Source organism: Paenibacillus mangrovi, from assembly GCF_022898935.1.
GTDB lineage: Bacteria > Bacillota > Bacilli > Paenibacillales > Paenibacillaceae > Paenibacillus_AQ > Paenibacillus_AQ mangrovi.
The window spans coordinates 163,467-179,406 of the sequence record NZ_JALIRP010000003.1; the positions used below are offsets into that span (position 1 = coordinate 163,467).

11 protein-coding genes and 1 pseudogene are annotated in these 15,940 nt (G+C 51.9%); 2 read left to right on the plus strand and 10 right to left on the minus strand.

The features are described from left to right. Window positions 1-15 precede the first annotated feature (15 nt). Both MUG84_RS08960 and MUG84_RS08965 read right to left on the minus strand, forming a co-directional pair. Window positions 16-858, minus strand: a complete 843-nt coding sequence (locus tag MUG84_RS08960) for a TrmB family transcriptional regulator (RefSeq protein ID WP_244724918.1) — start codon at window positions 856-858, stop codon at window positions 16-18. Window positions 859-983: 125 nt separating this feature from the next. Then, window positions 984-1,799: a zinc ribbon domain-containing protein gene (locus tag MUG84_RS08965; RefSeq protein ID WP_244723969.1), complete on the minus strand. Its 816-nt coding sequence runs from the start codon at window positions 1,797-1,799 to the stop codon at window positions 984-986. Window positions 1,800-2,099: 300 nt separating this feature from the next. Here MUG84_RS08965 and MUG84_RS08970 point away from each other — a divergent pair, with 300 nt between their 5' ends. Both MUG84_RS08970 and MUG84_RS08975 read left to right on the plus strand, forming a co-directional pair. Continuing rightward, window positions 2,100-4,217, plus strand: coding sequence for an ATP-dependent helicase (locus MUG84_RS08970; RefSeq protein ID WP_425313191.1), 2,118 nt, complete (start codon window positions 2,100-2,102; stop codon window positions 4,215-4,217). A 274-nt stretch (window positions 4,218-4,491) separates the two neighbouring features. Beyond that, a complete protein-coding gene (locus tag MUG84_RS08975; RefSeq protein ID WP_244724920.1) occupies window positions 4,492-5,145 on the plus strand; it encodes a GTP pyrophosphokinase in 654 nt (217 codons plus the stop codon). Between the two features lie 78 nt (window positions 5,146-5,223). Here MUG84_RS08975 and MUG84_RS08980 read toward each other — a convergent pair whose 3' ends face one another. The 8 genes and pseudogenes from MUG84_RS08980 to MUG84_RS09010 all read right to left on the minus strand — a co-directional run bounded on the left by MUG84_RS08980 (window position 5,224) and on the right by MUG84_RS09010 (window position 15,886). Further along, on the minus strand, window positions 5,224-6,063 hold the full coding sequence (locus tag MUG84_RS08980; RefSeq protein ID WP_425313183.1) for a M15 family metallopeptidase: 840 nt from the start codon (window positions 6,061-6,063) through the stop codon (window positions 5,224-5,226). Between the two features lie 116 nt (window positions 6,064-6,179). Then, window positions 6,180-6,923: a hypothetical protein gene (locus MUG84_RS08985; RefSeq protein WP_244723977.1), complete on the minus strand. Its 744-nt coding sequence runs from the start codon at window positions 6,921-6,923 to the stop codon at window positions 6,180-6,182. A 43-nt stretch (window positions 6,924-6,966) separates the two neighbouring features. Beyond that, on the minus strand, window positions 6,967-10,053 hold the full coding sequence (locus MUG84_RS08990; RefSeq protein WP_244723980.1) for a DEAD/DEAH box helicase: 3,087 nt from the start codon (window positions 10,051-10,053) through the stop codon (window positions 6,967-6,969). A 90-nt stretch (window positions 10,054-10,143) separates the two neighbouring features. After that, window positions 10,144-10,785: a DUF5110 domain-containing protein gene (locus MUG84_RS27460; protein ID WP_342346107.1), complete on the minus strand. Its 642-nt coding sequence runs from the start codon at window positions 10,783-10,785 to the stop codon at window positions 10,144-10,146. A 132-nt stretch (window positions 10,786-10,917) separates the two neighbouring features. Next, a pseudogene (locus MUG84_RS08995) lies at window positions 10,918-12,589 on the minus strand (TIM-barrel domain-containing protein); the annotation flags it as partial. Window positions 12,590-12,684: 95 nt separating this feature from the next. Next, on the minus strand, window positions 12,685-13,971 hold the full coding sequence (locus tag MUG84_RS09000) for an ABC transporter substrate-binding protein (protein ID WP_244723987.1): 1,287 nt from the start codon (window positions 13,969-13,971) through the stop codon (window positions 12,685-12,687). Window positions 13,972-14,168: 197 nt separating this feature from the next. Continuing rightward, window positions 14,169-15,005 (minus strand): carbohydrate ABC transporter permease, encoded by an 837-nt coding sequence (locus MUG84_RS09005; RefSeq protein WP_244723990.1) that lies wholly within the window; start codon window positions 15,003-15,005, stop codon window positions 14,169-14,171. Beyond that, complete coding sequence (locus tag MUG84_RS09010) at window positions 15,005-15,886, minus strand: carbohydrate ABC transporter permease (protein WP_244723993.1); 882 nt, start codon at window positions 15,884-15,886, stop codon at window positions 15,005-15,007. Before MUG84_RS09010 ends, MUG84_RS09005 begins: the two co-directional genes overlap by 1 nt. Window positions 15,887-15,940: the final 54 nt, after the last annotated feature.

The window sequence follows — 15,940 nt, forward strand, 5'->3', positions numbered from 1 at the left end:
ACAGCAAAAGGGCGCCTAGGCGTCCTTTTGCTGTGTAAGCTCCTTTTGTTCTTCCGTTATCTGCACGCCCTCAAGTCCGACATATTTGCGGTAAATCTGCTCATATCGGTGTCCATATCGTTCGGTCAATTCTTCCCCGATATCCTGCTCAAGCTCGAACAGTACCATCTCCTGCGTAAAATGATGCAGCAAAAGCTCCACCATCATTGGATGCTCGGTGACAAGTCCCTGCGCCGTGCTGTCCTCGCCCCGCATGCCAAGCATACACCAGCGCCGGTCCACAACAAACGAGAACCTCCGGCCCGGTCTTGCGCCTTCCATCTCCTGTCCAAGCGAAGCCCAAGGAACCAGACGGCTTAGCCCTGTATCATCTCCCATACACGACCAGAGGAGCTTAACGCCGCGTTTCTCGGCTTCCTCGAGACAATCCCTTAAAAGCGATGCTTCTTCGCGCCACACATCAACTACAATCTCATGCTCGGCGCGTTCCAGCTCACGTGTCAGCGTCTCCATGACGTTGCGGTCACCTTCAACACTGTAAAAAGGCTGCTGATCCGGCTCGATGCAAGGCATTCTCGTTTCAATAAAAGACAGAGACTCCTTCACCTGGCCCGATATCATCTGTGTCAATTCCTCAGGCTTCAGCATGCTGTAACGAACAGGTTCCCCGGCACTGCGCCGCAAAAATCCATGCTGTGACAGGCGCTGGAGGGCAGCGTACACGTTAGACCGTGACACCCCCAGCCCTTTCGCGACTTCATAGCCAGAGGATGGACCCTTGCCGGCCAGTTCTACCATAATTTTTGCTTCCATCTCGGTGAAACCCAAGTTCCGCAGATGCTGCAGCAGTTGTTCCATCATTTTGTCCTCCCAAGCTGCGAAAAACCCTTGTCTTGCTCTTGTGTCAGGATTTTATACCATTCCCGTATGCATAAGTGCAGAAACCATGGTTACTTCATATGATTGATGATTGCTGTCATGAATTAAATTTGTTCCGCTCCACAGCGCGGGCACCATTTGGAGCCCTTAGGCAGGTCAGCCCGGCAAATTTGACATTTCACCGATTCACGCTGAGACTCTGCAGGCGATTTCTCAGATGCTCCATCATTGTTTTCCTTCCAGTAACGGATACGGCGATCCAGCTCCAGCTGGCGCTCACGTTCACGCTCCAGCTCTTCGGCTTGCCTGCGCTCACGTTCATCGGGGAAGTCCTCTTCTTCCTTCGGATCTTCCCAATCCAAATTCGAAGAGTAGTCATATTCGAATTTCCGTTCCATGGAGGCTCCGGCTTCTTCCCGATCGTACAGGCGTACATCGTTGAAATCTTCATAATCTTCGTCTTTAAGAACGGGTTCTTTATAGATTTTGGTCTCCCCGTAATCCTCGTCTTCGAACATGGCTGCCGAAGATGCCGTACGGGATTCGGCGCGTTTCTTAGGCGGCTCTTCTTCATTCAAATTTCTGCCGCAGGCAGGGCAGAAGTTGGCGCCCAGCTCGACTGTACGTCCGCATTGGCAGAGCTTCTCGTTTTTCAGTTCCGCGATGCGGCGGCGAAGATCTTCAATCTCTTTTTGGAGAACATCGCACTCTTTGGAATGCTTCATCATTTCACGCTCGGCTTCGGTTAAATCTTCCGACCGGTAACCATCATAGAATGCTCGGCCCATCTCTATGAAATGAAGCTCCATTTCCTTCTCTACCTCGGCAATCTGTCCACTCAGCTTGTTGACTTCAACGGCGCCTTGAGCTTTCTCCGTTGCACGGCTCGCCCCGTCTTTGATTCGTTGCAAGATATTCATTGATTTTCTCCTCCAGTTTCCCTTATTCATCCCATGTAAGAATCAATAATCGACTCATATTATTTTTGTTTTTTCATTGTTTAGTAGAGGCCAATCCTATGTTACAAGGATACCATGCCCCCGCCTTCGCTGTGAAATCTGCCCAAACTTTCGCCGCAGCCTTCTCGATTGCCGCCTTCTCTTGGTATAATGGACTGCATGTGTTGGGCTGGTTATATCATACCAAATTTATAGGGCACTTGTGAAAAAAGCAATCCCTTACATCACTTTTTAGACTTATTAAAGGAGGATGCAGCCATGGTGAATACTCAGCCGACGCTTACAAGCGTACCCGCCCATGTGCCGGCTTCCGCCAAGCCCCCGAAGGCAAGTAACGCCCCGGCCCTCACCAGCCGGGACCTCGTGAAAGACCACGCCAAGGACGCCTTCTTCTTCCGGGAGCTGGAGCGCCACGGCATATTGCTGAATGCTCCACAGATTAAGGCGGTCCGTCATGGGGAAGGCCCCATGCTGATACTGGCTGGAGCCGGCTGCGGCAAGACGACCGTCCTTGCGGCCCGGACCGCTTACCTGATCGCCGTCCGCGGCGTACCGGCATCCAGCATTCTGCTCGTTACTTTCACCAGCAAGGCCGCTCGGGAAATCAAGGAACGAATCGGCCGGATGCCGGGCGTCAATCCTGCGGCAGCACGCTCCGTCGAAGCCCGGACCTTTCATTCCTTTGCGCTCATGCTGCTGCGCAGAAGCGGCTGCAAAGAACAGATTATGGGGGAGTTTAACGCACAGCATACCATCATGAAAATGGTTCTGCGCAGGCAAGACCCGTCGCAAACCTATCAGCCCGAAACGCTTTTGGCTGCATTGTCGGCCTGGAAAATGCAGGGGCAAGGCGTGGAGGAGCTGCCTGAGAAGACAGCGGATGAAGCATCCGTGAAACGGATTCTTGAAGCCTATGAATCCTGGAAGCAGGAACGCCATTTATGGGATTTTGACGATATCCTGCTGCAGCTGCGGCGGCGCATGGACGACCGCCTGTTCCTCAAACGGCTTCAGAATCGTTACGCCTGGCTGATGGTCGACGAGTTTCAGGATACCAATACCGTTCAGTACGAGCTGGTACAATATCTAGCGGCGGCTCACCGGAATCTCTCGGTCGTCGGCGACGATGACCAGACCATATACACCTTTAACGGAGCTCGTCAGGAATCCATTCTGGAATTCGATAAGCTGTATCCCGAGAGCAAGATCGTCACTCTGGATATCAATTACCGCAGCGACAGCCGGATTCTCGGCCTTGGCAGCGCCATTGTGCGCCATAACCGTTTCCGGCGCGATAAAGTACTGAAAGCAGCCGGTCCTGCCGGACAAATGCCGTTTTATGCTCTTCCCTCCCACCCGGAGGAAGAGGCTTTATGGGTAGTCAACCATATTACCCAACAGGTTCAAGCCCGAAACGTTACCTATAAGGATATTGCGATTCTTCACCGGACCGCCGGTAGCAGCCGTGCCGTGCTGGAGCAGCTGTTGCTTCGCGATATTCCGTTCGTACAGTACGGCAGCTCTTCGGTATTTTACGATCAGACGCTCATCAAGCCCTTGATGGACCATCTGAGGCTAAGCTTGAACCCCCGACGAATGGAATCGCTGCCCGGTGCTATTGGACCGCTTTATGTCCCTAAAGAAGAAGGGCAAGCCTTCATTCTCGCGCAGGAAAAGGAGACCCGCAAGAAGTATCCGCTGATTCATCTTACGCGCTGGAACAGGCTGCAGCCGTTCCAGCAGACGGCCGTGAAGGAGCGCATCAAGCTGATCAAGTCGCTGCAGAAGATGAAACCTGCCTATGCGATTCAAGAAATGCGCCGCCTGTTTTACGATAAGTATATTCAGGCTGGTGACCCTCTTGTCTATACCCAGTATAAGGAAATGGTTCTTGATTCACTGGAAGAGCTGGAGAGTGCAGCGGCGCGGTTCGATACGATAGAACAGTTTGTCACCTATGCGGATGAACTATCTCTGCGTCACGCGCAGATGGAGCTTCTGAAAGACGAAAGTGACGGAGATGCCGTTCAGCTCATGACGATCCATCGCGCCAAGGGATTGGAATTCCCTTATGTATACTGGATTGGAGCCAGTGAAGGCATCCTCCCGCACAGTACGGCCCTGAAAGAAAAGCCCCCGGAAGAGATGAAGGCTGCGGCCGCCGGAAAGACGGAACAAAACGTCTGTGATGCAGCCCTTGAGGAAGAACGCCGTTTGGCTTACGTCGCGGTGACCCGGGCCAAGGAGAGATTGTATATCAGCTCCCCCGCATATTACCACGGCAAACCGTCAGCCCCTTCACGTTTTCTGCTGGAGGCTTACGGGATTAAAAAATCTTCTATCGATGCACCATCACGGAAGACAGGCCGTAGCCGGTGATTCAAACAGGCGGCTTCGTGTAAGAAAAAATGACCTCTGTAGTAAGAAAGGCTTCAACCAATTACGTGGTAATTTTTGTATATCTGACTTTGCCTAGGCTCCTGCTTTTCAGGTACAATAAAAATGAGAAACGGAAACTTCGCCCCGTTCATAGGTCATCACCACAAAATAAGCAGATATAGGAGAACGGCCATTGAAAGAAGAATCGAATCATCAGCTTGTTACAGGTTCTGTCACGTTAAAGGATTTGCAGAAGCTCGATATCGAGAACAATATGCTGAATCAATTCAACGAGTGGAAAAAGCTGCCGATGCTTTACAAGCTCGCCCTGGAGGAGCTCCAAAATAAAGTTAAACTGATCAAGACGGAGCTGAAACTTCAGGATGGTTACAGTCCGATTGAACATACCAAGGTCCGGATCAAGGAACCAAAAAGTATCATTAATAAGCTGGAGCGCAAGGGCTTTGATTTCACGCTGGACAATATTTTGACCCATATTCATGATATTGCCGGCATGCGCATCGTTTGCGCTTTTGTTCAGGACATCTACCGGCTTCTTGATCATTTTTCACAACGAGATGATATCCGTGTGATTGAAATCAAAGACTATATCGCAAATCCCAAGCCTAACGGCTATCAAAGTCTGCATGTGATCGTCGCGGTCCCTCTCATCCTCTTTGAAGGTACGCGCTGGATGAAGGTAGAGATCCAGATGCGTACGCTCGCGATGGATTTCTGGGCCAGCATGGAACATATTATCTACTATAAATACGACAAAAAGGTTCCGAACCACGTCGTCGGGGAACTGAAGGAAGCTGCTGAGGCTGCCGATAAGCTGGATCATCAGATGCTCCGCTTGCGCGAGGAAATATTGGCGCAGGCCGGAGATTATGTTGCAGAGGAGCCAGAGAAGATCCACGAAAACTAATTACTAAAAGACCAAAAAGGACGGGATAGGCATTATGCCTATCCCGTCCTTTTTCGATTCAAACACCAACTCATGCATCTACAGCTTAATATTCGCCTCATCAAAATATTCTTCCAGCGTCATGCCGCTTTTGGCGACATCCGGCGCAAGATCGGTGCCGATATACCGGATATGCCAAGGCTCGTACACATAACCCGTGATGTCTTCACGATCCTTCGGATACCGGATGACGAAGCCGTAGTCCGCAGCATGCTCAGCAAGCCACTTCCCTTCGGTCGAATCACCGAGGCTTTCTTCCAGCACGTTGTTCACACTTGGACTGGACACATCGATGGTCAGGCCGGTCTGATGCTCGCTGGTTCCCGGTACGGCGCTCACACGGGAAGCATACTCTTCGCCTTTGGTCCGAACGTTATTTTCGTAAATGGACTTTTGGCGCTTGTAAGAACGGTATCCCGATACGGCACGAAGCTCGATACCGTCTTCCTCGGCTCCGGCAAACAGATTCTCGAGCGCGTCTGCCGCTTCCTTCCGCATATGGCGTTTCTCGTTCGGACCGTCAAAGGAAAATGGAACGTTCGGCTCGACAAGATCCGTTGGCTCATAGCCATCCGGCAGGCTGCGCTGCTTATTCACGATTACCGTCATCGCCTCGGGATTCGTAACGACTTCCTTGCCGTCCACTTCCTTAATCGTCGTCTGAAGGGAACTCTCGCTGCGTTTGACCATCACCGGATCCGCAGGCACCTGTGTTTCCTGTCCGCTTTTGCCTGCGCCCTGCAGGGCTTGTCCCTGCTCTTTACCGGAACCGCCGGTTTTCTCGCAGCCGGTAAGCACGGTGGTCGGAAGCACCAGCGCGGTAATCAGCAGGCATGTCCAAATTCCTTTTTTCCACATTTGTTGCTTGCTCATAACCATTCTCCTTACTCTACCTTTCCTGTCATATTACATTGTACTTGATTCCAGGAAAAGCGGCAAAAAAAAACGCCGAGATCCGCCAAAGGCTTTAGAAGATCATCGACGTTTGTATGCGATTATATGGAATCCTTGATTGAATCTAAGCTTTCCTTGGCCTTCCCGGAAGCATCCATAACAATCTGCCGGACGACCTGCTGTACAGCTTTGACTCTCGGCAGCAGCTCCGTCCAGTCATCCATTTCCAGATCATTTTCAGGCACGGCCTGCAGGTTAACAGACACATCCCGGTAAGAGGCTCCAGGCTCATGCAGCTTGCCCTGTTCGGCAGCCTCCGCCAACCATTCTCCTGAGGAAGGTCCAGACTTGCCCTTCTCCTCGAGCTTACTCAGCGCCTCTCCATCTCCTGATTCTGCCGCCCAAGGTACCTCTTCTGCCCATTCCCGAAAAACATGATTCAGCAGATTATCTCGGGTCAGCCCGACTAATGCAAGCCGAAGCAGCGGCTCGGAGCGAAGCTTCGCCAGCGCCGCCTCCATAGCCACCTGGACATGATCACATCCTTCTTGGCCGCAGCTGCACTGTGCCTGATCCGGCCGCGGCGCATATTCCTCAGATACAGCTTCCGTAAGCCAAGACGGTATATCATTCTTCAGGAGAGCATAGAGCGAGAGAGGATGTCCGGAAAGCCGCTCACAGATGTGTTCCCGCTCTTCCTCCGTAAGCTGCAGGCAGGGAATATCCACTTTCCAGCCTACATCTACCCCTACAGCTCCCGCATTTGATTTCTGACCTTGAATCTCTTTTGCGTGAATCCAGCCGGGCACAATACTCAGCTCGAATAGTTCCTTTTTCTTGATCATCCTCACCCCTCCCGGTCTGCTGTCGTTTTTTTGCCCTGCTGGTCTACATCCAGTCTTCTCCTTGAAGAGTAATCAGCTCCCGAAGCTCATTGTCAGACATTTCGGTAAGCCAGGTTTCGCCGGAGCCGACGACCTGCTCGGACAGCGCCTTTTTATGTTCAATCAACTCATCGATCCGCTCCTCGAGCGTACCTTGGCATATCAGCTTATGCACCTGAACATTCTTGCTCTGGCCAATCCGGAAAACACGGTCCGTGGCCTGATTCTCCACCGCCGGATTCCACCAGCGATCGTAATGCAGCACGTGGTTGGCGCGAGTCAGGTTCAGACCGACGCCTCCAGCTTTCAAAGAAAGTACAAAGAACGGCGAACCTTCTCCTTTCTGAAAAGCGTCCACCATCTGATCCCGCTCCTCTTTCGAGACACCTCCGTGCAAAAAGGACGGCTTCACGCCGTAGCGCTGCTCCAGTCTCGATACGATCAAATGCCCCATCGCCACATACTGGGTGAAAATAAGCGCAGATTCTCCGATCTCTTCAATATTATCAAGAAGATCATACAGACGCTCCATTTTACCGGAAGATTCCGCTTTGGAGCCCTTTGCTTCTTCCCTGCCAAGCAGCTGCGGTGAATCGCAGATTTGCTTCAGCTTGGTCAGCGAGGACAGCACCAGCCCTTTGCGAGCAATTCCGGTTTCCTTCCCGATCTGCTCCATAACCTGCTCTACCACGGACTGATACATCGCCCCCTGAACTGGCGTCAGCGCACAATACGATTTGATTTCCAGCTTCTCCGGCAAATCCTTGCGGATATCAGGGTCGCTTTTCAGTCGACGCAGCATAAAGGGAGCCACAAGCTTATGAAGCTCCTGCAGCTTACCAGCACCTGCATCGCCCGTTGTATAACGCTGCCGGAACGAGGTGGCAGAGCCGAGATATCCCGGGTTCAAAAAGTGAAAAATCGACCACAGCTCACCCAGACGGTTTTCGACTGGCGTTCCCGTCATGGCAATACGGTGAGGCGCAGACAGCTTCATGACACTCTGGGCCTGTTTGGTCCGGTGATTCTTAATATACTGAGCTTCATCCAATATGACCGAGGTCCATGCCATGGCCGCCAAATCCGCACCATCGCGCCCCGCCAGATGATAGGTGGTCAGCACAAGGTCATGCTTGGCGGCCTCCTTCAAGAAGCCCTCACCATGCAGGCGGCGGTTGCCGTGGTGTATATACAGGTTCAAATCGGGTGCAAACCGCTGCAGCTCATGCTGCCAGTTACCAAGAAGCGAGGTTGGACAGACGATCAGAACAGGACTCCGGTCTTTCTGATGCTGCTCCAGCAAGCAGGTGATCACCTGAATCGTCTTGCCCAGACCCATATCATCCGCCAGGCAAACGCCAAAGCCCATGTCCCTCATCGCCGAGAGCCATTGATAGCCCCGCTCCTGATACGGTCGGAGCACGCCGTGCAGCGAATCCGGAACCGGACGCACCGGAACCTTGCGCGGCCCTTCTTCGCCAAGCAAAGACTCAAGGTACCCAGCCGTTTCGAGCCCCAGTATCGGAATGCCCTTCCACAACCGTTCCTCTCCTTCTTCCGCCGATAGATGCAGCCATTCCGAAAGATCCATTTCTCCTTCTTCATGCCGTTTCAAATAACGAAGCACCTGGCGGATTTCCTTCAGGTCCAGCTCGATCCATTCCCCGCGGAACTTGACATAAGGCAGCGAGGCTTCAGCAAGTTCAGCAAGCTCTTCACGTGAAAGGGTCAGCCCTTCTAGCGCTGCTTCCACATGAAATGAGACGAGCTGCTCCATACCGATCACAGGCAGCCCTGGCTTGCTGTCATCGGTTTGCATCTTCAGGGACAAACCAACCCGGCGCCTTCCTTTGCGGCTCCATTTGGATGGCATCTGAACCGTCATGCCGGCTTTATTCAGACGCGGAACAGAGTTCCGAACAAAGGCCACCATCTCTTCCGAGGTAAGCTCCATCCCTTGAGGTGCGGGAACGCATAGCGCCTCCGCAATCTCCGGCGATAACGCCGCAGCCTCTCCAAGAAGGGTCAGCATTTGCTCCTGGACATTCGTATATATTTTCCCGCGCCGCTCTATATCGCGTTCTTTGTATCCCCATATTGCCGCAATCGGCAGCCAGGCGCCGAATTCGTCCTGAAATTCCGCCCAAAAGCTTACGCGCCAGCTTTCCTGTTCTTCCGTATGGCTTGGAGCGAGACGCAGCCCAAGCTGCATTCGGCCTTCGCGGGAACGTTCTCCACCCTCCGGACTCTCCGGAATCGACGTCGCCCCGAAAGCGGCAACTTCCTCGCTCAGTGCAGTGATTTCTTCGGCCGTCCCCTGTACGGCTATCGTCCGGCTCGCCGTAAGCAGGCTGTTCCACCACAGCTCGGCGAGCGGAGAAGCTCCCCTGCGATAATCCGCCTGAAAACGCGACAGCTTGCCTTCTTGCGCACGTACGATGTCCTGCACGCGCGAATGAATCATCGCGCTTAGGAATGAATGCAGTACGGCTGCTCCAGCCTCCTGTTTCGTCAGCGGCTCGCTGCCGAGAAGTGCAGGTACGCCAAGCGCTACTGCTGGCATGGCAGCCGCCAGCTGCTGAAAGCGTTCGATATCCTGCGGCTCTTTCAGCTTCGGCTTCCAGTTGCCCGTTAGCGCAAGCACTCCCGCCCGTCGGCGGGTACCGGCGGCCGTCAATGCCGCAGCGCCCGGAGCGATCTGTCCGCGCAGCATCAGCTCGAGGGCAAACTTCGCCGCCTTCGACCAGTATCCCATCTCCGCTCCCGGCTGAATACCTAGCCGGGTATAGCGGGACTCATCGCAGGCGAGCAGCATCGAGAAGGCATCCGCAGGCATCAGGGCTAGTCCTTCCAGGGTTCTGCCCATCAGCTGCCGCCGTTCCCCACGCCGGGCTGTACGCTGTCCTGACATGGGGGATGGATACCGAAGCTCCGCCAGCCGGAGCGCGGCCTGTGCAAAAGGCTTCGAGCCATCCGTCATGACAAGCGATCTAACGACCTTACTCCACGCATCTACTCTCGGTTCGGACATTTCTCCCGAAAAGCAAAAAAACACATCACCTAGCCATACGCCATATAGCGGTTGATTCATGGTTGTCTCCTGTCGTTTCCGTAATAACACATATAGTTCCATCTTATACGAAAACCACAGAATTTAAAAACCGTAATCATATTTTTTTGCTTAATCCGCAGCAGTAATGACCCAGTTTGCGCCGGCAGGACGGTCAAACGATTGAATGATCAGGTCGCCGCTTTGCTCATCCAGCAGCCAGCCTTCCATTCCCTCTTGAAGCTGGTCTGGGTTCAAGACATTCAGCCCTTCTACCCCACTAACGTTAAAAACTAAGTGGTGAAGCCTGAAAACAAGCAGATTCCGGTTAGCCTCATATTGTTTGTGTGCATACGTATAGGACAGCTCCAGTGTGTCCCCCTTGCCCGTAAGACTTACATTCAAGCGTGAATACGCTTGATCCTGGTAATCAAAGCTGATCCCGTCATCCTCATACAAGCTGTAATCTACCTTAGAACCTTCACAGGCTTCAGCTCCGTAGATATGGAAGGTCACCGTTTCATCAGCCTGCTCGTCCGCATGATGCAGCAGCGGGCCTTCCGGAACGATGGCCCCTGCCTTCATATATATTGGCATAGTCTCAAGCGGGCACTCAGCCAGGATATAGCGTCCGCCCTTAAGCTTATCGCCCGTCCAGTAATCGATCCATTCACCTACCGGCAGATAGACCGCACGATGATCCGTATCCGGCCGGTACACCGGAGCCACGAGAACCGAATCCCCCAGCAGAAACTGATCGCATAGATTTGTCACCTTCTGGTCCTCCGGATATTCCAGTACGAGCGGACGGATTACTGGCAGCCCCGTAGACGAAGCCTGCTGGAACAGATTGTACATATGCGGCATCCAGCGGTAACGAAGACCGATATATTTCCGAAGAATTCCTTCCATCTCCGAACCAAAAGCCCATGGTTCCTGCCGGATGGTATCGATGGAAGAATGATTGCGGCAATAAGGGAAGAATACGCCCATCTGTGTCCAGCGTACAAGCAGTTGATCTGATGTATGATGGGCAAACCCGCCGATATCTGGACCCGAGAAGGCCAGGCCGGATAGTCCCATATTCAGAACCATCGGCATCGCGAGCGCCATATGCTCCCAGAAGCTGCGGTTGTCCCCCGTCCAAACGGCGGCGTGCCGCTGGATGCCGGCATAACCCGCCCGGCACGAATGGGCGACGGTTGTCCATATGCCGCTTCATCCCCTCTGAAGTCGCTTTAGACATCAGCAGCCCATACAAGTTGTGCAGCTCCTCATGCGTTTTCATATCGCCATTGTTGCTATGGATCACATCCAGATCCATCGTTTTGCTTTCATTAAAGATGGCGGGTTCATTCATATCGTTCCAGATACCCTCGATCCCATATCCGGTATAAAAGGCATGCTGGTCTCCCCACCATGCGGCAGTCCGGTCATCGGTAAAATCCGGGAACGCGCTCGTTCCGGGCCAGACTTCCCCGAAGTAAATATCTCCTTCAAGCTTGGTACAAAAATGATCCTGCTGAACGCCTTCCCGATAGATCCGGTAATTCGGATCCTTCTTGACGCCAGGATCGACGATCGGCACAATCCGGATGCCCATGTCCCGCAGCTGCTTCATCATGCTTCCTGGGTCCGGAAAACGCACCGGGTCGAAAGTAAATACACGGTATTCATCCATATAGTGAATATCCAGGTAAATGACGTCGCAAGGGATTTCCCTTTCACGGAACGTGCGGGCGAGATCCAGCACCTCCTGCTGATCCATGTAGCTATAGCGGGATTGGTGATAACCAAGCGCCCACTTCGGAGGCAGCTGGATCCGGCCTGTCAGCGCGGTGTAACGCGTCACGACATCCTTCAGCTTGGGCCCCGCAATAATATAAAGATCATATGCACCGGTAGAGCAGCCCATCGTATAAGCCATGCCATGCGACCTCATGTCCATCTCGGTTCGTCCGGGGTTGTCCAAAAAGAGGCCGCAGCTTCTGCCATCCCTCATATGAATCAGAAACGGAATGGACTGGTATAAAGCTTCAATCTCCGGCACATGGGGCGCGAATACATCCGTGTTCCAGTTCGTATAACGCTCCCCGCACTTATCGAGGAAGCTGGACTTCTCCCCAAGGCCGTAAAAATGGGAATCCTGCGGCATATCATAGATCGCGCTCGCTCCTCCCCGCGGGCTAAAAGAAATGCCGGTTTGCCGTACAATCACTTGACCTTCTGTGTCACGGACCGTGATGATAAACGTAGTTTTCTCAATCTCAACTTCCAGTATGGAAGATCGGAATACCAGACGATCCACAGTCTCCTCAAGCTGTATCCCGCTCTCTGTCTTCTGCCGGAACGCCGGATCGATGGCGATCGTCGAAGCCAAATCCGCTTCCCCGCCCACAAAAAATTTGATGCGAAAAACACCAGGAGCAGCGAATAAAGCTGCCGCTCCTCCCCGTTCCGCACGACAGATAAATACATCGCCGCGCTGCTCTATTTCCGTAAAGGAGCCTATGCTCTTCCAGGTCTCCGGTACTGCCGCTCCATGCTTATCGGGACGGATCGCTTCGCTTCCTTCCATGTTGTCAGTTCCCCCTTCATGATGGAAAGAGGCCCCTTTTGAAGTCAAAAGGATGCCTCTTTTTTTTAGATTATATATACCTGCAGGTTGCTCTATTATTTCTTCAGGTTATCCCATGTTTTTTGGAAGTCTGCAAAGAGCTGGTCTTTATCGGATTTACCTGCGATGTAGCTTTGCATGCTGGAGCCGAATTCATTCCATGCGCCTTCAGGGAATCTGGCAAACTGCCAGCTCAGAACCTTGTTCTCTTTGCTGTATTTCAGCACTTCAGCGCCGAGTGGACCCAGATCCTGCTGCGTAGCGTTGATGCTCTTGAATGCAGGGATGAATTTGAACTCTTTGGTGATATAGTTTTTACCTTGGTCGGAAGTTACGAGCCAGTTCAAGAATTCCTTCGCGTCGTCTTTCACTTTGGAGTTCTTGTTAACAACCCAGTTGTTTGGCACGCCAACAAGCAGCTTGTCGTTTTCTTCCGCATTGTCGTTGATCGGCATAGGCAGGATGCCAATGTTCATGTTTGGCGTAATGCTGTCGATTTGAACCTGGGTCCAGTTACCTTGCTGTGTCATCGCCGCTTGACCATTCGCGAACATCGTCATTTCAGTATTGTAGTCGGTTGTCAGCGGGTTTTTGCTGCCGTATTTCAGCGTCAGGTCGAACAGATTCATGAATTCATCCATTTGCTTGTTGCCTGCGAATTTGGCGGTTCCTTTGTTCAGACCATCGATGTAAGCCGTCGGATCTTCTTGATGGGCGAACGGAACGTTCAGTGTATGTTGTCCGAGAATCCAGCCTTCCTGATAGCCGTTGACGAATGGCGTGATGCCTGCGGCCTGCAGCTTTTTAGCGGCTGCTTCCAGCTCGGTCAGCGTTTTAGGCGTTTCCGTAATGCCAGCCTTTTTGAACAGATCCTTGTTGTATACGAATCCGTACCCTTCAAGGTTCATAGGCATACCATAGATTTTACCATCTTTCGTGATTTGATCCTTGGATACGTCAACCATATCGCTGACCCATTTTTCATTGGACAGATCTTCGAGCTTATCCGACCAAGTATTCAAGTCCGTATAGCCGCCAACGTTGAAAATGTCTGGTTCCTCGCCGGATGCGAATTTCGCTTTCAGCGCTGCGCCGTAGTCGGAGCCACCGCCAACCGTTTGGATATCGAGCTTGATGCCTGGATGACTTGCTTCATAATCGGCTTTCAATTTATTAAGGGCTTCGGCGATTTCTACTTTAAACTGAAAAATATGAATCGTTCTGGTACCGCCTTGGTCTCCGTTTGCGCTTTCGGCATTTTTGTCTGTTTTGGATCCGCAGCCTGCCAGCACGACAGAAAGTGCGAGCATGGAAGCGAGCGTGATTTTAGTGCGTTTTTTCATGAATGAGTCCTCCCTTTTCTTGTCCTTCACATCATAAAGGATTAAGGCCATGATCTTTATTTTAATTTTTCTGCAATCGCTTACTCTTTCATTATAAAGACGGGCCTCTGTGATGAGCACTTACGATATTGACAAAAGAGGGGGACGAGATTGACCTGTCCTTAATCTGTCGTTAACAGCCCTCTTTTTATCGAAAATCAGCCTTTTACAGCGCCCTGCGTAATGCCTTCAACGATATATTTCTGCATCGCCAGGAAGAAGATGATGACCGGCAGAATGCCCAGCACCAACGCTGGTAGCGCCAGATCCCACTGCTTCGTGAACTGCCCGAAGAACGCAAAGGTCGCAATCGGAATCGTACGAAGGTCCGCGCTTTGCAGCACCAGGGACGGCAGCAGATAGTCATTCCAGATCCAGAGTGTGTTCAGAATAATAACGGTCACGAACATCGGTTTCATCAGCGGCAATACGATGCGGAAAAACGTACCGTAAATGCTTGTACCATCAACGCGCGCTGCCTCTTCAATCTCAAGCGGAATGCTCTTCACGAAACCATGGAACAGGAAAACGCTGAGCGGAACGCCAAAACCCAGATATGCGACGATGAGTCCTGGAATGCTGTTCATCAGGTTCAGTGTGCTCATCACTTTCACGAGCGGAATCATGACGGACTGGAAAGGAATAACCATCGCAGCCACAAAGATCGCGAACAGGAACCGGTTAAAGCGGCTATTGTGACGGACCATGCGGTACGCTGCCATCGCGCTGATCATGGCGAGCAGCATGTTGCTGAAGACCGTAACGATCAGCGAATTCGTGAAAGCTTTTGGGAAGTTCGTGATATCCCATGCTCTCGCATAGTTATGCCACTCGAAGCTCTTGGGCCAGCTGGCCGCATTCGTCAGCAAATCGCCGAAGGTTTTAACGGAGTTCACGAACAGGAAGTAGAACGGAATCAGGAAGACCAGCGCCAGCAGCACCATAATAATCTCGGTCGCTAGCGTGCCGAAGCGGTACTTTTTCGAAACTTCCATCAGGATTCAACCTCCTTGCTTTTCGTTAATTTAACTTGAAGACTTGTAATAATGGCAACAACGATGAAGAAGATGATTGCTTTAGCGGTACCTAGTCCGTAACGGTTGTTCTGGAATGCTTCGTTATAGATGTTCAGCGCCACCGATTCTGTCGAGCGGAACGGTCCACCCTTGGTCAGGGACAGGTTCAAATCGAACATTTTAAACGACCAGGAAATCGCCAGGAACAGACACACGGTTACAGCAGGCATAACCAGCGGCACAATGACCGATTTCAAAATTTGCATTTTGCTTGCCCCGTCAATTTCGGCTGCCTCGATGATATCCTTTGGAATGTTGTTGATTGAAGAAATATAAATGACCATCAGATACCCTGCTGTTTGCCATACGAATACGATGATGATGCCCCAGAATCCGGTCGTTGCATCGCCCAGCCATGGCAGATTGAAGAAGCTCCAGCCGGTAGCATCGCCCAGCGCCGAGAAGCCTTTGATGAAGATAAACTGCCAGATGAAACCGAGCAATAGGCCACCGATCACATTGGGCATAAAAAAGACCGTACGCAGTATATTCCGAGATTTCAGCGGCTTGGTCAGGAAATAAGCGAGGAAAAATCCGAGCAGATTGGTTACAATAATGCCTACCACCGTAAATCTTACTGTAAACCAGAAAGCCTTCCCAAAGTCGGGATCTTTCGTTAATATTTGTTTGTAATTATCGATGCCGACCCAAGTTACTTGACCGGATACCCCATTCCAGTCGGTAAAGGAATAATAAAGGCCGAGCAGAAACGGTACGAGAATGATAATGGTAAAAAAGATTGTGGACGGTCCCACAAATACCAGCTGCTGGAGCAGCCCGGATGATTTTTGACGTTTCATCCCTTTTCTCCCCTTTTGAAGAATTTCGATACTGTCTGTAGCCTCAGTATGCTT